This window comes from Citrobacter sp. wls619 (assembly GCF_005281345.1).
Classification (GTDB): domain Bacteria; phylum Pseudomonadota; class Gammaproteobacteria; order Enterobacterales; family Enterobacteriaceae; genus Citrobacter.
On sequence record NZ_SZXJ01000027.1, the window covers coordinates 118,409 to 138,783 of the forward strand.

A 20,375-nucleotide genomic window follows, 5' to 3' on the forward strand; every position below is an offset into this window, starting at 1 on the left:
CATTTCCCTGGACCGAATACAGGAATCGTATTCGGTCTCTTTTTATATCTTTGTTTTCTTATGGTGTTTTTCGATGCGGCCACGAAACACCACGAAAATTGCTCGAAATTTCCATATCCTGTCCAAACCATAACATATTCTGCACCGTGTGCGTCCAGCTATTTTTGGTTATTGTTAAATTTTTATACCCCAGCAATCTCTGAGCAAAATCCTCTGCGTGTTCTCTCTTCTAACGCGAAGTCGTGAGACCATGCTTTCCTGCTGACGGTCACCTGCAGCATGAAATAACAGTCCACTGTACCGTATTTATACGTTAAGTTTTCTCGCGGGATTGTCGATATTACTCTTTATTGGCTCTTCAAAAGGAATAAAAGATGAAATATTTCTATGCTTATCATGGACCCAAAAATACAAAAGATTTTGACTACAGTAATGGGTATGGGGTTGGGCAGGAATGGAAAACCCGTCAAGTGACCCCTGGTGACCGCCTTTTTGTGATTCAAAAACTCTCTGGAAAGCGAGACTTCCAGTTGTGTGGCGTGTTCGAAATTATTGATACTTTTGTGGACCCAAACAACGTTTATCCATATCGAGTTCAACTGAAAGACCTATCCACTCTTGATACTTTCCTTCCGTTGGATGAATTGCTCGTTGGTGAACAACTCCCTCCCAGCAAGCGAAAAGAGGAGTGGACTAATTTTAAACGACATTTTTGTCATCAGGGAGCTTCATTTGAAGCACCTTTGTGCGAAGAAATTGTGTCGGTTCTCAGTTTATTGATTGCAATACCTGATTATCAAATAGGAACGCCTGCTCGCAGGGAAGACGGTCTACGCATGGTTAAAATTCGCCGGGAGCAGGCAAAATTTCGTAAAGCGGTGATGTTGAATTGGGGCAATAAATGCGCAATTACCGGCAGTACTTTGGCAGTTGAAGCTTGCCACATAATTAGCCATGCCAATAAAGGCCTACCGAGTGTAGAAAATGGCATCGCGCTTGCTGCTGATTTTCATAAGTTATTTGATAGTGACCATCTGAGCTTTCGGGATAATAGCGTTATTCTTTCAGAATCTGCCCGTCTCGAACCACGATATAAAGATTTTCATGGTACTGAATTGAGGAAGCCACTGAAACCCGTTGATATATCAGTGAAATAACGGATGAACCAGGCAGAATAATAGTAACACTATTAAAAAGTGAAGAAGCCCTATCGCAAAGGCGACTTGTGGGCAGCATCAACAGCATAGTTATTCTGGGCGGCATGACATCGACGGCAGAGAGTTTGTCGTGATGTCAAATCGCACCCTGCGCAAATCATCGCGTGTCGTATGCGGTTTTCTCCTCGTCTCATACCACTATTGCTAAAGTTATAGGCAGGGAATATCCGAGTGCAGAAGGTCATATGGGGCAGCCTGACAACGTCTACCAGAGGGTAGAAGGAACAAACTGGCGTCACATCTGGGTCGTGGGGGATCTTCACGGCTGTTTTTCTATGCTGATGGATAAACTGCGCCAGTGTCGGTTTGATCCGTGGCGCGATCTGCTGGTTTCTGTCGGCGATGTTACCGATCGTGGGCCTGATAGTCTGCGCTGTTTACAGTTGCTTCGCCGAAACTGGATCGTGGCGGTCAGGGGGAACCACGAGCAGATGGCGCTGGATGCGCTGGTGACGGGGGATCTGCAGTTGTGGTTTATGAATGGGGGCTCGTGGTTTGCGCAGGCAGCACAACCTGCGGCAAGATTCGCTCTTGAAGCCTGTCAGCAATTACCGTGGATTCTGGAACTGCATTGTCAGAACGGCGTACACGTGATTGCTCACGCCGATTACCCGGATGATGATTATCTGTGGCGAAAAGAAGTCGATTTGCAACGGGTGTTGTGGGACCGTGCGCGATTAATGAACAAAGGCAGTGGAATTCATGGCGCAGATCACTTTTGGTTTGGCCATACGCCTCTGCGCCATCGGCTTGATCGCGATAATCTGCACTATATTGATACCGGCGCGGTATTTGGCGGTGAGCTAACGTTGGTGCAGTTACAATAATTAGAAATCACTATATTCCTGAGCAGGACGCCAGAAGCTGTCGATATAGTCTTCAGCCGGCAAGCATCCGCCGTTGCGAATGCGCTGATCGTCCATCGAAATTAGGCACTGCTGTTCCGTATTGTAGACATCAACCACGATATCTTCACAACCGCCATCCAGGTAGCAAACAAATAGAATCAGCGTGAACATTCCATCCTCAAATTATATTGCCGTATCAATAGTGTAGAAGAAATTGCAGTGAAGGGGCGGGGAGAAATACGTTAACGCGTCACCGTGTGCTCACTCGTGAAGGGCAGGGATGTTTCAGCGGGTAGTTCAAAAGATTGCAACCAGTGGGTAAATTTTCTTACGGCCTCATCTTGCCTGTCGTTCCACAGCAGAGAATAGGTTCCGGTATCGATAGTCAAATCGCCAAATGGCGCAACCAGCCTTCCTGTTTTCAGATGTTTTTCACAGAATAAATAGGGCATTACGACCAAACCCAAGCCATCTTCAGCCGCCTGCATTGCCGCGAACGTATGATCCAGCGTGATAATCTGGCTATTTTCATGATGATCATTCGGGAAATGGTTATACCAACGTTTCCAGAGATCGTTACGCGCACGAATTTGAATTTTTATATGATCGTTCAGCTGAGCTGGCGAGACCAGAGGTCGGCTGTGCAGATACTGCTGGCTACAAACCAGCAGGCTTGATTCGTGAAGAAATGGAACAGGTTTAAGCCCGGAAAAATGCGCCGGATCCCGGCGAATAGCGATATCAAAGGGAGAAGCAAAGCTAACGGGACCGATGCTGGTGGTGACATCGACGGTGAGTTCAGGGTGGATTTCATTCAGCTCAGCCAGTCTTGGCATTAGCCAGTGCATGGCGAATGTGGGTAAGCACTGGATGGTTAATCTTCCCGAAAAGGTGTTAGCGCGGACCTCTTTTTCTGCCTGTGCAAGTTCACCGAGTAACCGCGTTGCGACGCGGGAAAAGGTCTCACCGGCACTCGTCAGCCTGACAGATTTGTGTGCACGATAAAACAGTTGTACGCCCAGTTGTTCTTCCAGTGTGCGGATGTGTCGGCTGACTGCTCCTGTGGTGATAAACAGTTCATCAGCAGCCGCACTGAAGCTGCTTCTGCGTGCAGCAGCTTCGAATGCCGGCAAATGGGGGAGTGAGAGTAATCGTGTCATTGGTTGAGTCTAACTCAACCAATGGACGCAATAAAGATCGTTTGTCAGCGTCTTCCCCTTGCTCATAACATGGCCAGCAACGCTCTGGTTCATTATTGATATCCACTTTTTCTGCAGGCAATTTTAGTGAAAGCATTCAATTTGTTTTGCCTTGGCCGGGCGGGGACATGTCTGGGGACAATGGCTTTTGCTGGTGCACTTCCGGTAATACGCGATGAGTGGCATATCGACGCCGCCGCTGCGGGAACAGTACAGACGGTATTTAGTATTGCAAACGCCTGCGCCTTATTTGCTGCCTCCTGGCTGTGTGACTATCTGGGGGCGCGCAAGGTGTATCTCATTTTCTCGTGGTTCGGTGTGCTCGCTTTATTGTTTTTTGCCTGTTTTGCCCGCTCTTACTCTTCCGCTCTGGTCTTGATGGCCTTTGTCGGATTGACCCAGGGTGGGGCCTACACGCCAGCGATGATGTTGGCGATGGGTATGAACAGTGTGTCCAAACGTGGACTTGCCGTTGGGATGATCCTGGCCGCAGGTTCGTTTGGCTACCTGCTGTCAGTATTTATCTCCGCTTGGGGAGCATTGCGCTGGGGAGCGTCCTTTGCATTCTATTTATGTGCTGCAGGCGCATTGATTGGCGCGGTATCCGGTTCAGTGGCGTTATCCGGCTATCAGGAAGACATGCTCAGGACGCAGACGCCGGGGGTATCGGCAAAGCGCCACGCTCTGTCGGTCGGCGCAATACTGCTGATGGTGGGTTATATTGCGCATTGCTGGGAGCTACTGGGGAGCTGGGCATGGACCCCCAGCCTGGTGGCGAATGCGCTGCAAGCCTGGCAGATGGAACCGATGGCCACCGGGTTGATCGTCGCCTGTGCTGTGCATTTATCGGGGATGTTCTCGACGCTGATTGTAGGGGCAATCTCCGATTATTTTAATCGCGCATCGGTGTTGATTTTTATGGGCGCTGCCGGCGCGTTGAGTTCACTCCTGATGGGATTATCGGTTTCCTGGGGGGCGGGGTGGACGTTGCTATTTGCGTTTATGGGAAGTTTCTTCATTCTTGGCGATTCAGGCGTTTTATCTGCCGCGATTGCCGATAATGTGCCGCAGGCAAAGCTGGGGAGTGTGATGGGATTGCGGTCGCTGCTTGGATTTGGCGTGGGGTCTCTTGCGCCGTTATCATTTGGTGTAGTGATGGATTCAACGCAAAGCTGGGAACTCGCTTATAGTGTGCTGGCTGCGGGGGGAACCATCGCTTTCTTCTGTGCCTGCGTACTTAGAGTCAATTGTTTTAACGCCAATAAATAACCCGTCTGGCGACGGGTTCTTTTTGAATCAGGCAAAACGCATGACCCAGGCATCTGACTTACGATCGTAGTGCTCGCGGAATAGAACGGAATGTTCTCCATTGAGAAGGGCCGGGACGCTGGTATCGGCATCCCAGGCGTCCAGTTGCATGCATAAATCCGGATCGGATTTACAAGGAATGGTTAACGTTCGGTCCCCCGGCGATTCGCCATGTAACTCGGCGTCGTCGATTTCAAAAGCGCCAATGCGCACACTGGTTTTCATCATCGTGCTCTCCGTTGATTTGCAGGTTGTGGTACGACCAGTTAAGCCGCCCATTTTTCAGCGTAGTCAACGTGAGCAAAAGCGCCAGTAAAAACGTGCGTTATCCTGTAAAGAGTTTTCCATCCCGGACAAGATCGCGTGGATAACTGTTCTTCAACCGTGAACCAATACGTTTTGCCAGTCCAATCGGCTGACGCTGGAACGTGACCAGTACATCGTCGGTTGTTGGTGAGGTTTGTGGGTAGACATCTCTGCCGCGATACCACTCTTCCGCTTCTTCGAGCGTCAGTTCAAACGCATTGCGATGTTCTGGGTTAGCAAGGGCGATAACCGCCTCATGCTGCCAGCGATAACCCTTATTGTGGGTTTCAGCGAGCTTAATCCCGAGGCGGGAAAAACGAACTTTACCAATTAGCGGTTCAATATCGGTCGGGAATAACCAAATTTCTTTATCACGCTGCCAAAGGCGCAGATTGTCTTGCCAGTGCAATCCACTGGCGGTAGCGGCCTGGGTGATTTGTTCGGCTTCACGGCTTTTCAGCGGGCTGAAGGGGAAATTTCCCACCTTATATTTCGGCGCGGGCAGGGCAGGGATAGGGGCAGTTTTTCGCAAACGCGCGACAAAGAATCCTTCACAGTCATAAATTTGCGGGAAGACGTGCAGGAATCCCTCCGGTGTCAGGGCGCGTCCGGCCTCCGGAAATAAATCACCCAGTGGCAGAAACTCGACGGCGTCCGGGTAAGTCTCTATCAGCCACTGCATGATGGATTCATTTTCATCACGGTTAAGTGTGCAGGTGGAATAAACTAATGTGCCGCCGGGACGTAGGGCGTGGAAGGCACTATCAAGCAGCTCGCGCTGGGTAACAGCAATGTCCAGATTGCTTTCGATGGACCAGTTTTTTAATGCATCGGGATCTTTACGCACGACGCCTTCGCCTGAACACGGAGCGTCCAGGAGAATGGCATCGAACGTTTCTGGCAACGCGGCACCAAACACGCGGCCATCAAAATGAGTGAGTGCAACGTTCGCAATCCCGCAACGACTGATATTGGCATGCAGAACTTTGACGCGGCTGGCAGAAAATTCATTCGCCAGAATTGCACCCTGATTATTCATTTTGGCAGCAATTTGCGTAGTTTTGGAGCCTGGCGCGGCGGCAACATCCATCACCCTCTCCGGCATATTGCCATCGGCAAATAACGCAGCAACAGGCAACATTGAACTGGCTTCCTGAATATAAAACAGTCCGCTTAAATGTTCAGCAGTACTGCCGAGCGGTACAGATTCTTCATCGTTGCGCTCAATCCAAAAGCCTTCAGCACACCAGGGAACCGGAGTGAGTGACCAGCCATAAGGCGCGGTTAAGTCGAGAAAATCAGCAACGGAGATTTTCAGCGTATTGATGCGGATACTGCGGCGTAATGGGCGCTGGCAGGCTGCGAGAAAATCGTCAAAAGAGAGCGTGGAAGGCATTGCTTCACGCATTTGTGTCAGAAAGGCGTCAGGAAAATAAGCCACTTGGTACCACCGGCAAAAAAACAAGTGCGCAGTGTAGCATAAGTGCTCCGGCGCGAGTACGCCGGAGCAAGTGGAGAGGTTAACGTGGCAGGGCGGTTCCCCATTGACGCCATTCTTTCGGTTCACTCTCCAGCAGCAGGAAGTGTTTACCCGCCTGCGCTTTCGGTGCCAGTGGCGTACCTGGTGGGGTGGCAAACGCGATACCGCCGCGAATGAACTGATTGAAGGTACCTGTCTTCACGACACCGCCGGTCAGGCCGAAATCAAGATTGTAGCCAGATGCCAGCCAGAACACGGAGTTGTTGCGTACCAGATGCTGATAGCGTTGGCTAATGCGCATGGCAACCATCACACGATCGGAAAGCGAGCCCAGCGTCAGCCCGGTGACGGTCCCCACTTCAATACCTCTGAACAAAACCGGGGTTCCGATATTCAGCGAACCTGCTTCTGGTGCTTCAACCACAATACTCAGACCATCGAGGTAACGAGAGTCGGTAATGGTGGCTTCCTGCAGCTCAAAATCACGGCGCGGATTACCGCGTCCTGGTTCAACGTTGATATACGGCTGCAGGATTGTATCCAGATGCTCCACGCCCGCTGCCGAAATTTGCGGGGTGATCACGGAGAAACGGGTACCGCTTCGCGCGAAGGTCTGCACGTATTCCGGGTACAGAACTGCTTTTGCCTGAACTTCGTTACGGGCGGTGAGCAGTTCAAGGGTCTGGATCTGACCAATATCAATCCCCAGGTAGCGAATTGGCATCCCTGCGGAGAGTTTTCCGGCGTCAAATGCGTGCAGCGTAATCTGTCCACCTACCGCACGTGCAGCGGTCTCTGAGGCGTACAAAATACGCTTGTCGCCTTTACGTTGGCTGGCGCTGGCACCGCTTAAATTATCGAAGCTAATCGCCCCTTTTAGCGCCCGCGACAGGGGAGAGGCCTGTACGGTCAGACCGCTGCCGTTAAGCTGAACTTTTGCTCCGCCTTCGGCCCAGAACACGCTGTTGCTGGTCAACAGGTTGCGATATTCCGGTTTGATATGCAGATCGATATCAAACGCATCGGCGCGAGGACGAACGCTAATCACTTCACCGACCTCGAATTTGCGGTAAAGCACCACCGAACCAGCCTGCACATCAGGTAGCGTTTCGGCGCTCAGGCTGACCGTAGTGGTTGGCAGATCGCTCAGACTGTTTTCAATCGCTTTCTCCAGGTTAGCGTAAAGCGGGTAGCTTTTTTTCATTTCGCCCTTAGTACCGGGCAAAATACGAATGCCGCCGCTGAGCCACTCACTGGCACTGGCGCCAAGGAACTCCACGCCATCAAGTCCGACTTTGACATCCACGCGGCTGTTAACCACGAACTTACTGTCACCTTGCACCAGGTCACGATGCTGTGGTTCAACAGCAACGGTAAATGAGACGCCTTTGCTGGAAAGCGTACGCTCAATCACCTGACCGACCTGTACGCCGTGAAGAATTAGCGGCTGGCCAGCATCAATACCGTAACTCTCCGGCGCGGTCAGCGTAAACGTCATGACGCCTGGGTCGTGTAACAACGACTTCTCAGCGGGAATAACGACGAACTGGTTACGCGGCTCGCCTTCGCCGGGTACCAGCTCGAAAGTTTTACCTGTCAGCAGCGAACTGAGATTCACATCGCTTAACGATAATTTAGGGCTGTGTAACTCAATTCGTGTGTTGTCACGCAGTAGCGTTACGACGCTGGGATCGACCGTCATTTCGCCGGTGACTTTACCGCCTGGGTTTAAATCCAGTTTTGTGAGCTGACCGACTTCTAATCCTTGATACATCAGCGATGTTGAGCCTGCTTTAAGTCCATTTCCGCTGGGTAAATCAAGCTTGACGATTACTCCACGCTGGCTGTGCGCGAGATCCTGATATAGACCAAACGTGTCGTCTGCCGCAGCAGGTTTTGAGTCTTCGGGTGAATCAAAAGCAATGGCACCGTTGACCAGCGCGGCCAGGCTTTCCAGTTTTACCTTCGCACCGCTAAGGCTGACATCGGCATTCACACCGGAGACGTTCCAGAAGCGGCTGCCTTTTTTCACCAGATTGGTGAAGCGACGTTCAATCAATACATCGATGGTTACGCCCTGATGGTTCGGGTTGATGGTGTAGTCATAAACCCTGCCCACCGGAATCTTACGGAAATAAACCAGCGAACCGCTATTAAGCGAGCCGAGATCAGGGGCGCGCAGATGCAGCATTAAATCGCCATTATCCAGACGATACTTGGGCTGGGTGTCGAGGGCGACGAAATGATCCTCGGCCTCGCCAGTACCGGGCATCATGCCGATATAGTTGCCGCCAACCAACGCATCCAGACCAGAAACCCCAGCCAGCGACGCCTTCGGCGTGACCAGCCAGAACTGGGTATCTTTGCGCAGAGCATCTTTCATGCTCGATTTGATGCTGACGCGGACTTCAATTTTGCGTAGATCTTTGCTGAGGTTGATATCCTGCACCGTGCCCACTTCAACGCCCTGATAACGAACGGGAGTACGGCCTGGCACAATGCCGTCAGCAGACATAAAGTCGATGGTCACGGTATTGCCGCGATCTTCATAGCTTCCCCAGATAAGCCATCCTGCGATCATCAGCGCGATGAACGGTAGCAGCCAGAACGGGGAGATACGGCGTTTTGTTTTAATCTGCGCTTCAGTCTGCGAAGCGGGCGTTTCCTGACTCATGTGCATCCCAAAGTAAGCGGCTGTCCAGCCATTCCACTGCAAGAATAGTCAATATTACCGCTGCACCGAAATAAAACGCAGCCGGTCCCATAGTAAAAGCAAGTATCTGATCGCGATTTATCAGCGACATGGTTAACGCGATAACAAACAGGTCCAGCATCGACCAGCGACCAATCCAGGTCACCATACGGAGTAGCAGGATGCGGGTGCGCAACCCTTGTTCACATTTAAACTGGATACTGAACAACAACGTAAACATCACTATCACTTTGGTGAAGGGCACCAGGATACTGGCGATAAAAACAATGGCTGCTACACCAACGTTGCTGTTCGCCAGGGACATGATGCCGGTCAGAATTGTGTCTTCCTGACGGGCACCGTTAACGTAAATTACCGAGATAGGCAGCAGATTAGCAGGCAGCAACAGGACAATCGAGGCCAACAGAGCTGCCCAGCACTTTTGGATGCTCTGATTTCTGCGCCAGCGTAATGGAATATGGCAACGGGGACAGCGGCCTCGGGCATCAGGATAACCTGTAAAGTGACAGCCGAGGCAAACACGAAGCTGTCCGTCTGGGCGACGTGCGGGACTTTGTGGGTAAAAGCGTTCCCACAATTGCTCAACATTGAGATGCGACAGCGTCAAAATGCTCAGGATCACCAGTGCGATAAAGGCATAGAGTCCCACTCCGGGCAGCAGAAAAGCGTAGTCCTGCACTTTGATAGAGGCGACGCCGATACCGACAAGATAGATATCCAGCATGACCCACTCTTTAAGCCTTTCCAGCATCAATAATACCGGGCGTAGGTTCATGCCGAGAATATTGCCAAACCACAGATAAGCGATTGATGACACGAGTATTACGGGAGCGCCAATGACGCAAAACATCACAAAGGATGCTGTCAGCGGATCGCCTTGCCGGGTCATCTGCCAGATGCCCTGTACTACATTCGCGTCAATGCGTATGCCTAATAAATAGATGTGCAGCAGCGGCTCTCCCCACGCAAAGGGCATCAGTAACAGCATGGTGATAGCCATTGCCGCCAGTCGCGTTAACGACCAGTCACGGCCGTCACGAATTTTGGCCTGACAGCGTGGGCAGAATGCACTTTGGTGCGAACGCATTTTCGGCAAGCTAAACAGCAGGTCACATTCAGGGCATCGTTGGTAATGCGCACGGGGTAGCGCTTCACCAATGGACCTGATCGCTATTTTTTTAGTCGGCGTGATGCGTGGATGAGTAAGGGCCATGTATCGCGAATCAAAGTGTTGAAGTAATGTTATCTTAACCCATGATGGGAATGATCTTGAGCATTTACGCATTTAATGTTTATTTTAGTAGGCTGCAGTTTTAAGTAAGACAACTAAGTGATTACATAATGAACAAAATAGAGCTATACACGGATCTGAACCGTGATTTTCAGGCATTAATGGCAGGTGAAACCAGTTTTCTGGCAACGTTGGCGAATACCAGCGCGTTATTGTACGAACGTCTTGCAGAAGTGAACTGGGCGGGTTTTTACCTGCTTGAGAACACTACGCTGGTGCTCGGTCCCTTCCAGGGGAAAATTGCCTGCGTTCGCATCCCGGTAGGGCGTGGCGTGTGCGGTACTGCAGTGGCGCAGAACCAGGTTCAGCGTATAGAGGACGTGCATGCCTTTGATGGCCATATCGCTTGCGATGCCGCCAGCAATGCGGAAATCGTTCTGCCGATTACGGTTGAGAACCAAATTATCGGCGTGCTGGACATTGATAGCACGGCGTTTGGTCGCTTTACTGAAGAAGATGAACAGGGTCTGCGGACGCTTGTGGCACAGCTTGAAACCGTGCTTGCAACGACGGATTACAAAAAATTCTTTGCGACCGTCGCAGGATAATCAACGGATAACGTAGCAATTACTGATGACGTCATTATAATGACGCCTGTTCATGCCTGCGCTTGTTGGCTACGTCCGTTGTAATCAGGAAATTTCATGGAAAATCAACCTAAGTTGAATAGCAGTAAAGAAGTCATCGCGTTTCTGGCCGAACGCTTCCCGCAGTGTTTTAGTGCGGAAGGCGAAGCGCGCCCGCTGAAAATTGGCATTTTTCAGGATTTGGTAGAGCGTGTTGAGGGCGAAATGAACCTCAGTAAAACACAGCTCCGTTCGGCCTTACGTCTCTATACTTCAAGCTGGCGTTATCTGTACGGCGTTAAGCTGGGCGCAACGCGTGTCGACCTCGACGGCAACCCATGTGGTGAGCTGGATGAGCAACACGTTGAACATGCGCGTAAACAGCTTGAAGAAGCTAAAGCCCGCGTTCAGGCGCAACGTGCAGAGCAACAGGCGAAAAAACGCGAAGCGGCGGCCGCTGCTGGTGAAAAAGAAGACGCACCGCGTCGTGAGCGCAAGCCGCGTCCTGCACCGCGTCGTAAAGAAAGTGCTGAGCGTAAACCTCGCGCTGAAAAACCAGTGGCAAAAGCACCGCGTGCTCCTCGTGAAGAACAGCATACCCCAGTATCTGATATTTCAGTGCTGACGGTAGGGCAGTCTCTGAAGGTGAAAGCAGGTAATAATGCGATGGATGCCACCGTATTAGAAATCACCAAAGATGGCGTCCGTGTACAGCTGAATTCGGGTATGTCTTTGATTGTACGCGCAGAACACCTGGTGTTCTGAAACGGAGGCCAGGCCTGGCATGAACACTTTTTTTAGGCTTACTGCGTTAGCTGGTCTGCTTGCATTTGCAGGCCAGGCACTCGCTGTGGAAGACATCACGCGTGCCGATCAAATCCCCGTTTTAAAGGAAGAAACCCAGCATGCGACGGTGAGTGAACGTGTGACATCACGCTTTACGCGTTCACATTATCGCCAGTTCGATCTGGATCAGGCGTTTTCGGCGAAAATTTTTGACCGCTATCTGAATCTGCTCGACTACAGCCATAACGTGCTGTTGGCGAGCGATATTGAGCAGTTTGCCAAAAAGAAAACCGTCCTCGGTGATGAACTGCGTTCGGGTAAGCTCGATGTCTTTTACGATCTCTATAATCTGGCGCAGAAGCGCCGGTTTGAACGCTACCAGTACGCATTAAGCGTACTGGCTCGTCCAATGGATTTCACCGGTAGCGACAACTTTAACCTCGATCGGAGTAAAGCTCCGTGGCCGAAAAGCGAAGCAGAGCTAAATGCGCTGTGGGACGGCAAGGTTAAATTTGACGAACTCAGCCTGAAGTTGACGGGTAAAACCGACGCTGAAATCCGTGAAACACTGACACGTCGTTACAAATTCGCCATCCGCCGTCTGGCGCAGACAAACAGTGAAGATGTGTTCTCACTGGCGATGACCGCGTTTGCACGCGAAATCGATCCACATACTAACTACCTGTCTCCACGTAATACTGAGCAGTTCAATACTGAAATGAGCCTGTCTCTGGAAGGTATTGGCGCGGTTCTGCAAATGGATGATGACTACACCGTCATTAATTCCATGGTTGCAGGTGGCCCGGCAGCCAAGAGCAAAGCGATAAGCGTAGGCGATCGTATTGTTGGCGTCGGTCAGACCGGTAAAGGCATGGTCGATGTGATTGGCTGGCGCCTGGATGACGTTGTCGCGCTGATCAAAGGACCAAAAGGCAGCAAAGTTCGCCTTGAGATCCTGCCTGCGGGTAAGGGCACCAAGACACGTACCGTTACGCTGACGCGTGAGCGTATTCGTCTGGAAGACCGTGCCGTTAAAATGTCGGTGAAAACCGTAGGCAAAGAAAAAGTCGGCGTACTGGATATTCCTGGTTTCTATGTTGGCCTGACGGATGACGTGAAAGTTCAGCTGCAGAAACTGGAAAAACAGAATGTCAGCAGCGTGATTATCGATCTGCGTACCAACGGGGGGGGAGCACTGACCGAAGCGGTCTCGCTTTCCGGTCTGTTTATCCCTTCTGGTCCGGTGGTTCAGGTTCGTGATAACAACGGCAAGGTGCGCGAAGACAGTGATACCGATGGCGTTGTGTACTACAAAGGCCCGCTGGTGGTGCTGGTTGACCGCTTCAGTGCCTCGGCATCAGAGATTTTTGCCGCGGCAATGCAGGATTACGGTCGTGCACTGATTGTTGGTGAACCGACGTTTGGTAAGGGCACCGTACAACAGTATCGCTCCCTGAACCGTATTTACGATCAGATGCTGCGTCCGGAATGGCCGGCACTGGGTTCTGTTCAGTACACCATTCAGAAGTTCTACCGCGTTAATGGTGGCAGTACGCAGCGTAAGGGCGTAACGCCGGACATCATCATGCCGACAGGTAATGAAGAAACCGAAACCGGTGAGAAGTTCGAAGATAACGCGCTGCCGTGGGACAGCATTGATGCTGCAACCTACACCAGGTCCGATAACCTGGCGCCGTTTGGACCGGAATTGCTGAAAGAGCACAATGCACGTATTGCCAACGATCCTGAGTTCCAGTACATCATGAAGGACATTGCGCGTTTCAATGCGATGAAGGATAAGCGCAACATCGCTTCTCTCAATTACGCTCAGCGTGAAAAAGAGAATAACGAAGATGATGCAATGCGTCTGGCGCGTATTAACGATCGATTTAAGCGTGAAGGTAAACCGCCGCTGAAGAAACTGGACGATCTGCCGAAGGATTACCAGGAACCCGATCCGTACCTGGATGAAACAGTAAAAATTGCGCTCGACCTGGCGCATCTTGAAAAAGACAAGCCAGCGGAACAGCCCGCAACTACGCAATAACCTCAAACAGGCACAAGAAATTGTGCCTGTTTTTTTAACAAACGCATGAAGACGTCAGTCTGATACGATAAAATGTAAAGTTGTGTCTTTCTGGTGACTTAGCACCTATGGATGCTTGAAAATAGCCGTAAGACCCATACGATATGGGTAATCGCATAGTGCGTTTTGTTAAATTGAGGTTAAAAGAAAATTATGATGCGAATCGCGCTCTTCCTGCTGACGAACCTGGCTGTGATGGTCGTTTTCGGGCTGGTATTGAGCCTGACAGGGATTCAGTCAAGCAGCGTTCAAGGCTTGTTGATCATGGCACTGCTGTTTGGTTTTGGTGGTTCCTTCATTTCGCTGCTGATGTCCAAATGGATGGCGTTAAAGTCCGTTGGCGGGGAAGTGATCGAACAGCCTCGCAATGAAAGAGAACGCTGGCTGATGAATACAGTCGCGAATCAGGCCCGTCAGGCCGGTATCGCTATGCCGCAGGTTGCCATCTACCATGCGCCAGATATTAACGCATTTGCTACCGGCGCACGACGGGATGCTTCGCTGGTAGCGGTCAGTACTGGCCTGCTGCAAAACATGAGCCCGGATGAAGCTGAAGCTGTTATTGCGCATGAAATTAGCCACATTGCCAATGGCGATATGGTGACCATGACGCTGATTCAGGGGGTAGTGAACACCTTTGTTATCTTCATTTCGCGTATTCTTGCGCAAATTGCCGCTGGTTTTATGGGCGGGAACCGCGATGAAGGAGAGGAAAGTAACGGTAACCCATTAATCTATTTTGCGGTGGCGACGGTGCTGGAGCTGGTATTTGGTATTCTGGCGAGCATTATTACCATGTGGTTCTCACGTCATCGTGAATTCCATGCGGATGCCGGTTCTGCAAAACTGGTGGGGCGTGAGAAAATGATTGCCGCATTGCAGCGTCTGAAAACCAGCTATGAGCCGCAGGAGGCGACCAGCATGATGGCGTTCTGCATCAACGGTAAATCCAAATCATTGAGTGAGCTGTTTATGACTCACCCGCCGTTGGATAAGCGTATTGAAGCGCTGCGCAGCGGTGAATACCTGAAGTAAGCTGCCTGAACTGATAAAGAGCCGCGATGCGGCTCTTTAGATTGTTGTTACGGTGTGGCGACCGTGAAGTCACTGAACCTCTTTACTTACTGGTCGGTGCTAAAACTGTCCATTAAAGCTTGGCCCAACGTCCCCTGTAGTCTGCTTTCAGATCTTTAATATTGAGTATTGCAGAAGAATGTTTTTTAGTTACCTAACATTTTATATTCTCTAAATGCCTCTTTTACTGATTCAGGATCGTTCGGATATTGAAGTCTAAATCCGTCGATCGTTAACTTATCCTGGGCGGTAATCAGCTCTGTTTGTTGAGTAGCTATAATATTTCTGCTATTCATCAATGAATCGGTTAATTTGTTCTGAAGTTTTTCTGAGAAATCTATATCTATAGTATCAAATTCGGTTCTAGCCCTATGCAGATTTAGCTGTGCCTCGTTGACCCTATCCCCTAAAACTTCTAGATTTGTCTGTTCATTTTTTAACCACCCCGTTATAGCTATTCGTTTAGCATCAGTATCATAGTTAGCAGAGCTAGCAAAAAAAACATCGCATTCTGAAATAAATTGGTGAGACGCATCAGCATCTACCAATAAAGTAATCAGCGACTCACGGATGTTATTGAATTGAGAATTTAGATTAGCAAACGCTTTGCCATCGTGATGGGCGTTGCGAACAGCGCTAAGGACAGAACTAAAACCATTGTGTCCTTTGGCTTTTTGTACGTCGAATCTATTTTCAAAACCAATTTTCATGTTGTGCAAACTGACTTTCATATTCATATATCTCCGGTTATGGAATAAGTAAGACAACTCTTCATCACTATGATGGCATCATGGTTGGTGGATTTCTTTCAAAAAGTGCTTCGATTTCTTTATTGTGCAACCTGAGTGCTAATCTTCTAAATTTTTATTTATTTATTTCGACAATGAATACGGTGATAATTATAGGATAACAATCATCTGTTATTTATATGGATCTGGATTTATTATGGACAATGAAAATGATGTGTTGATGGAGGATCTTCTCAGCAAGATTTCTGAAGAGAATCGCGAACAGTTTATTGAAGATTTATTTGAGTCTGGCGCTACCCGCAAACAGCTGTATGGCATTCCAGATAGCCTGATGAACGGTTTTTACGCCTGTGCATACGAGTATTACCAAAAAGGAGAAATTGAAAAAGCGGAGCACTTTTTTAAATTTTTAATGATGTATGACTTCTATAATCCTGATTACGCATTTGGCCTGGCCGCCGTTTATCAGCTAAAGCAGGACTATAAGCATGCGCTGGATATCTATGCAATTGCCTATGCGCTTGATGATGACAATTTGCGCGCCATTTTTGAAGCAGGGCAGTGCTATATGCACTTGCATAACTACTCGAAAGCACGCGATGCATTTGAAGAGGTCGTGGCTGACGAAAAGGATCCTGAGCTGGTCAAACGTGCCGAAGTGTATCTTAAAGCGCTAACAAAGATTAACGACAGTGATGAGGATCATAACCATGTACGGAATAACAAATAAGCCTGTCTCGCTGGTTACCCAGCAGATAACCAGTGAAGGTGATGTCGAAAGAATCACTACCGCGAAAAATGACACTAGTTCAACCAGTAGCAGCGACGCAAATGCGGCACAGAAAATTGTCCAGGAAAAATTGGTTACGCGCGCAGAGAAATTAGCCATGACCAGTGAATCATGGAAACCGACTTTGCGTTCCCCTGAAAGTGTGACGCTGCGATCATCCCTGCAAGCTGAATCGCAGTCAGGTGAGACCAATAGTGCGATGTCGGGAGGGAGCGAACAATCATCGACCTATTCCCTCGCCGTTGTTTTGGCCACGTTAGCGGTAAAACTGGGGGATTCAGCTGTAGTTGGGCAGCTGTTTCGCGCTACGGCGACACAGTTGATGGGGAAAGGATCCTCCGCTGCACTTCATCAGGCTTCACAAGATGTTGAGAATGCACAGCAGGCAGTGACACAGGCAAACTCAGATTACATTGAGGCCACCAGGGAGAAAGAAGAGGCTGACAGCACGTTGACTGCTGCTGAAAAGGCGCTGGAAAGTGCCGATCAGACGCTGAAGTCTGCAAATAGCGAGCTTGCGGACGCGAAAGAAGATGCTGAGAGGATTTATCAGACGGTGATCAAGGGTTTTACCATTGATCCCAATGAATTGAGCGACGCCCTGGACCGCGAGAAGAAAGCACAACAGGCTGTGGATAAGGCTTCCGGGGAGTACCAAACGGCGCTGAATACCAAAGACAATGCGCAAGAGGCGGTAAATTCTGCCACCGTAAATATGGAGCAAAAGCAGCAAGTGCTGGTGGCGGCAAATCAGACGTTAGCAGCGGCGAAGGATCGTTTAAACACCCTGACGGCTAACGTTCAGAACATGAACAACACCAGTAAAGTTAACAACGCCAGTGATAACGGTGGGATTAATTCAGTTGACCTTCTGATGGCACAGTTAGTGACTATTTTAGGTAAATGTAACGAAGAAACCTTAAAGACGAATATGGAACTGGCAAAAAGTCAGCAGTCAGCCAAACAGGCTGAACTAGAAAAAGAAACCGAAAAAGCAGACAAAGTCGCGAAAAAACAAGAACGAATGAATAAAATTTTTGGTGCTCTCGGTAAAGCTATTGGTGCTCTGATGATGGTTGCTGGTGCTATTTCTGCACTATTCACCGGCGGCGCGATGGCAATTTTATTTATTGCTAGTGCCACCCTCATGATAGCGGATCAGGTTACGCAAGCGGTAACGGGTGAGTCCTTTATGGCGAAAGCGATGAATGCCGTTGTGAGCGGAATTGCTAAAATGTTTGAAGCTATGGGCGCCAATGAGCTTGTTGCTTCTATTCTTGCATCAATAACTTTGTTCATAGGGATGATGGCAGCTATGGCAGCGTTGGGGGGGGGCGCAAAATTTCTGGGTAATAAATTCGCAAGCAATATAGCAAACTCTATATTAAGAGGTCTTTCAAACTATGGAACGTCAGGTTTTGGACGCTTTGCAAAAATGGGAACTGAAATTTTATTCAGAACTTCGCAAGCTGCCAGTGGAATTAACAATGCCTCTTATTCAATCACCAGCGGTGTTTATGAACAACAGCGCGATAATATTTCTGCCAGTCTTTTGGAGATCATGAAAGATAATGATTTTGTCAAAAGATTTATGGATATGATCGTGGAAAACTACAGTGCGACGATGAAAACTATGAATGCGATCATTAAAAATGAAACGGAAGCATCGGGTATGTCTATGCAGGTGGGTAAACAAATTCTGGCACATACCCGTGCATAATTGTAATAGAAAAGGAGATAAGTATTATGGTTGGATCGGTTAATTCAGTGGCTACAGGCAATGTATATCTTAATGCGAGTGATAATACGGATATTGTTCTGACGGAAACTACGCGGAACGTGAAAGATACGCAGGCGTATCAGGCGTTAGTGAAATTGGTTGGCGATGGCTACAAAGGTGCGGACGAGACTAAAGAAGACAAAGCTGCAGTACGTAAAGAGGCTCAGCAACTTCTTAGCCAGTTGTATAGTGGTATAGGCAGCAGCGATACCAGCACAGGCAATGTGGTAACGGTATCAATGCCGAAAGCCAGTTCGCTGTTGACCCTCTTGATTGCCATGATTGAGTCAGAAAATGAATCCTCAGTGGCGGGATATAAGATGTCCGGTGATCTCGGCGTAATTAGCCAGGATTTCACCAATGCTGCGGCAGATGAATTACGTCAGCAGGGGGTGATGGCACTGTCGTCGGGGATTACAAGTGGTTTGACTCAGGCAGCCGGTGCGTCAGTGGCGATTGGTTATGGTGTGAGTGGCGCAAAAAATAGTGTCAGGCAGAGCAACGTGATGAAGAGCCATGTTGAGGGTGAGAGCTACGTGGCGAAGATGAATCTCAAGGCGGACGCTGCAAAGTACGGAGGCAAGGCTGGGGATGCTAATACCTACGGACAAGCGGCAAATACGCTGGGTCGAGCTGCTTCTGAAGGAGAACAAGGCTCGTTTGGTATGGCGACGAAAAATTCTGAAGCCGAGCAGACAACCCTGCAGGCAAGCAGCAAAATGATGGACCAAACTATGGAGATGAGTAAAGAAACAGCGCAAAAAGCGGCACAAGTGATGAGTAGCCTTCTTTCTCTGATGGCTGATGTACGCCACTCGTCAGCAGATCTGGTTTCTACAGTCAGTAGCAATCTGAAAGCCTGATTGCTCATTCATATGTATAAAGGCCCGATATGTTTCGGGCCTTTATATGCACTTAAAAATAAAATATCTTAATCGCTTATTCCGAAACCGATTCTACTGCCTGCTGGCGGTATTCTTTAAGACGTTCAGCAATATTCAATGTCGCAAAAGACGCGGCAATAGCCAATTTAGCTAGCTGTGAGGGTTGACGCTGAAAATCACAGCACCATATTTCCTGTCCATATTCTACACGTAACTCTTCAGCCTGACATGGTCGAAGTTCAACATCAATTCCGGACTGCTTAAAATTATCGCTGATGGCTTTGGCTGAGCGAATGGCATAAGCAGGGAATGAAACGATAGCTTTGTAGTCTGTAATAGCATCACGTGATAGATAATGAGCTAACAGTGTGAGTATATTTTCTATACCGGCCTCACTGGCAAATAATTGCTGTAACTGTTTCTCCAGTTGCTGTTGCGAATGTTGCAACAACTGTGATGTTGCAGATTCAATATTGCTGACGTAATCGACTACAGTTTGTGATGCTTTCTGTATTCCCTCACTATAACCTTCTATCCAGGCAAGAGAACGCAATTCATCAGCCTCATTTCTTGCATCACGCAGAATATGTTGCGCATGTTTTCTGGAAAGTTGCTCAAGTCGGGATGCACTCGTCGCTGAATTCAGCCATTTCGCTTTGATAAGCGGGGTATCTGGCAAAGGATACTGCTTCGGAAGTGAGATTTGTCTAAGCATATTCTAAGGCCTGCAAAAAAAGAAAGTATTCATCAGAATAGATTTGGTCATCTCGGATTTCAGGCTCTTGACATTCATCAGAGAAAAATAATGCCAGTAGAGGGACAAGAGAAGGAGGAAATCGATCGTGCATTGCCTTTACCAACAATGTATATGCATACTGTTCAAGCATAGCGAGATCAGGTTGGCGATATTCCAGATTTATAGGTAAAGATGAAAACCAGGGAATATAAAGGAAAGCGCGCTGTTTGGCCGTTAAAAGCGTGAGGGCGGCGGGAAACCGTAAGAACATAGGAGCAAGTTGCCGAGATGCGGCCATCATCGCTGCACTATAGATTTTATCCCAGCGAGAAATAAAAAACATATTTTGTTCAGAGAGTTGCAATAGATCAATATCAATAGTGTTCTGTGGCAACAGAAGTCTGTTTACAACAGTACGTGGCACATTGCGCAATTTAGCTACTCTGGTAGTATTCGCCCAGTCAGCAGGCATTAGCACAATTTTGCTAAGCATAATTATCTCACTCATAGCTTATCCAATAATTAGCGACGAAAAGAAATCGTCGCTAATAAAAAATATTGT

Annotated in this window: 19 protein-coding genes; 10 read left to right on the forward strand and 9 right to left on the reverse strand. The window is 49.0% G+C overall.

Annotation, left to right across the window (positions count from 1 at the left end; translation table 11 throughout):
• The first annotated feature begins 374 nt into the window (after nt 1–374).
• Nucleotides 375–1,157 carry an HNH endonuclease gene (locus FDX19_RS03310; RefSeq protein WP_137381588.1) on the forward strand — a complete coding sequence of 261 codons (783 nt, stop codon included), beginning with the start codon at nt 375–377 and terminating at the stop codon, nt 1,155–1,157.
• Nucleotides 1,158–1,402: 245 nt separating this feature from the next.
• On the forward strand, nt 1,403–2,044 hold the full coding sequence (gene pphA / locus FDX19_RS03315; RefSeq protein WP_137381589.1) for a protein-serine/threonine phosphatase: 642 nt from the start codon (nt 1,403–1,405) through the stop codon (nt 2,042–2,044).
• Here pphA and FDX19_RS03320 read toward each other — a convergent pair whose 3' ends face one another.
• Nucleotides 2,045–2,236, reverse strand: coding sequence for a YebW family protein (locus tag FDX19_RS03320; protein WP_005120744.1), 192 nt, complete (start codon nt 2,234–2,236; stop codon nt 2,045–2,047).
• A 71-nt stretch (nt 2,237–2,307) separates the two neighbouring features.
• Entirely contained in the window at nt 2,308–3,225 is a 918-nt protein-coding gene (locus tag FDX19_RS03325; RefSeq protein ID WP_137381590.1) for a LysR substrate-binding domain-containing protein, read from the reverse strand.
• A 126-nt stretch (nt 3,226–3,351) separates the two neighbouring features.
• Between FDX19_RS03325 and FDX19_RS03330 the strand changes: the two genes are divergently transcribed.
• On the forward strand, nt 3,352–4,533 hold the full coding sequence (locus FDX19_RS03330) for a nitrate/nitrite transporter (protein WP_137381591.1): 1,182 nt from the start codon (nt 3,352–3,354) through the stop codon (nt 4,531–4,533).
• 27 nt (nt 4,534–4,560) lie between these two features.
• Here the strand turns inward: FDX19_RS03330 and FDX19_RS03335 are convergent, their stop codons facing one another.
• From FDX19_RS03335 to yebS, 4 genes are all read right to left on the reverse strand, one after another.
• Nucleotides 4,561–4,797 carry a YebV family protein gene (locus tag FDX19_RS03335; RefSeq protein ID WP_101742234.1) on the reverse strand — a complete coding sequence of 79 codons (237 nt, stop codon included), beginning with the start codon at nt 4,795–4,797 and terminating at the stop codon, nt 4,561–4,563.
• Between the two features lie 100 nt (nt 4,798–4,897).
• Nucleotides 4,898–6,319 (reverse strand): 16S rRNA (cytosine(1407)-C(5))-methyltransferase RsmF, encoded by a 1,422-nt coding sequence (gene rsmF / locus FDX19_RS03340; protein WP_137381592.1) that lies wholly within the window; start codon nt 6,317–6,319, stop codon nt 4,898–4,900.
• A 79-nt stretch (nt 6,320–6,398) separates the two neighbouring features.
• Nucleotides 6,399–9,032 (reverse strand): PqiB family protein, encoded by a 2,634-nt coding sequence (locus FDX19_RS03345; protein ID WP_137381593.1) that lies wholly within the window; start codon nt 9,030–9,032, stop codon nt 6,399–6,401.
• The gene (gene yebS / locus FDX19_RS03350; RefSeq protein ID WP_137381594.1) at nt 9,001–10,284 is read right to left on the reverse strand and encodes a membrane integrity lipid transport subunit YebS; all 1,284 of its coding nucleotides are present in this window, start codon (nt 10,282–10,284) and stop codon (nt 9,001–9,003) included. Before yebS ends, FDX19_RS03345 begins: the two co-directional genes overlap by 32 nt.
• Before the next feature lie 128 nt (nt 10,285–10,412).
• Between yebS and FDX19_RS03355 the strand changes: the two genes are divergently transcribed.
• From FDX19_RS03355 to htpX, 4 genes are all read left to right on the forward strand, one after another.
• Nucleotides 10,413–10,910, forward strand: coding sequence for a GAF domain-containing protein (locus FDX19_RS03355; RefSeq protein WP_048211393.1), 498 nt, complete (start codon nt 10,413–10,415; stop codon nt 10,908–10,910).
• 96 nt (nt 10,911–11,006) lie between these two features.
• Complete coding sequence (gene proQ, locus FDX19_RS03360; protein WP_137381595.1) at nt 11,007–11,693, forward strand: RNA chaperone ProQ; 687 nt, start codon at nt 11,007–11,009, stop codon at nt 11,691–11,693.
• Nucleotides 11,694–11,712: 19 nt separating this feature from the next.
• The gene (gene prc, locus FDX19_RS03365; RefSeq protein ID WP_137381596.1) at nt 11,713–13,761 is read left to right on the forward strand and encodes a carboxy terminal-processing peptidase; all 2,049 of its coding nucleotides are present in this window, start codon (nt 11,713–11,715) and stop codon (nt 13,759–13,761) included.
• A 192-nt stretch (nt 13,762–13,953) separates the two neighbouring features.
• Nucleotides 13,954–14,835 carry a protease HtpX gene (gene htpX, locus FDX19_RS03370; protein ID WP_137363906.1) on the forward strand — a complete coding sequence of 294 codons (882 nt, stop codon included), beginning with the start codon at nt 13,954–13,956 and terminating at the stop codon, nt 14,833–14,835.
• 185 nt (nt 14,836–15,020) lie between these two features.
• Here htpX and FDX19_RS03375 read toward each other — a convergent pair whose 3' ends face one another.
• Nucleotides 15,021–15,611, reverse strand: a complete 591-nt coding sequence (locus tag FDX19_RS03375) for a hypothetical protein (RefSeq protein WP_137381597.1) — start codon at nt 15,609–15,611, stop codon at nt 15,021–15,023.
• A gap of 208 nt (nt 15,612–15,819) precedes the next feature.
• On the opposite strand from FDX19_RS03375, the gene FDX19_RS03380 reads away from it, so the two are divergent.
• The 3 genes from FDX19_RS03380 to FDX19_RS03390 are packed head-to-tail and all read left to right on the forward strand — an operon-like array spanning nt 15,820 to nt 19,056.
• Nucleotides 15,820–16,353 (forward strand): SycD/LcrH family type III secretion system chaperone, encoded by a 534-nt coding sequence (locus FDX19_RS03380; RefSeq protein WP_137381598.1) that lies wholly within the window; start codon nt 15,820–15,822, stop codon nt 16,351–16,353.
• Nucleotides 16,334–18,133 (forward strand): type III secretion system translocon subunit SctE, encoded by a 1,800-nt coding sequence (gene sctE / locus FDX19_RS03385; RefSeq protein ID WP_137381599.1) that lies wholly within the window; start codon nt 16,334–16,336, stop codon nt 18,131–18,133. Before FDX19_RS03380 ends, sctE begins: the two co-directional genes overlap by 20 nt.
• A 26-nt stretch (nt 18,134–18,159) precedes the next feature.
• A complete protein-coding gene (locus FDX19_RS03390; protein WP_137381600.1) occupies nt 18,160–19,056 on the forward strand; it encodes a hypothetical protein in 897 nt (298 codons plus the stop codon).
• Nucleotides 19,057–19,132: 76 nt separating this feature from the next.
• Here FDX19_RS03390 and FDX19_RS03395 read toward each other — a convergent pair whose 3' ends face one another.
• Together FDX19_RS03395 and FDX19_RS03400 are read right to left on the reverse strand one after the other, a co-directional pair.
• Nucleotides 19,133–19,792: a type III secretion protein HrpE gene (locus tag FDX19_RS03395; RefSeq protein ID WP_137381601.1), complete on the reverse strand. Its 660-nt coding sequence runs from the start codon at nt 19,790–19,792 to the stop codon at nt 19,133–19,135.
• Nucleotides 19,785–20,321, reverse strand: a complete 537-nt coding sequence (locus tag FDX19_RS03400) for a hypothetical protein (protein ID WP_137381602.1) — start codon at nt 20,319–20,321, stop codon at nt 19,785–19,787. The genes FDX19_RS03395 and FDX19_RS03400 overlap by 8 nt, the downstream gene beginning before the upstream one ends.
• Between the last annotated feature and the right edge of the window lie 54 nt (nt 20,322–20,375).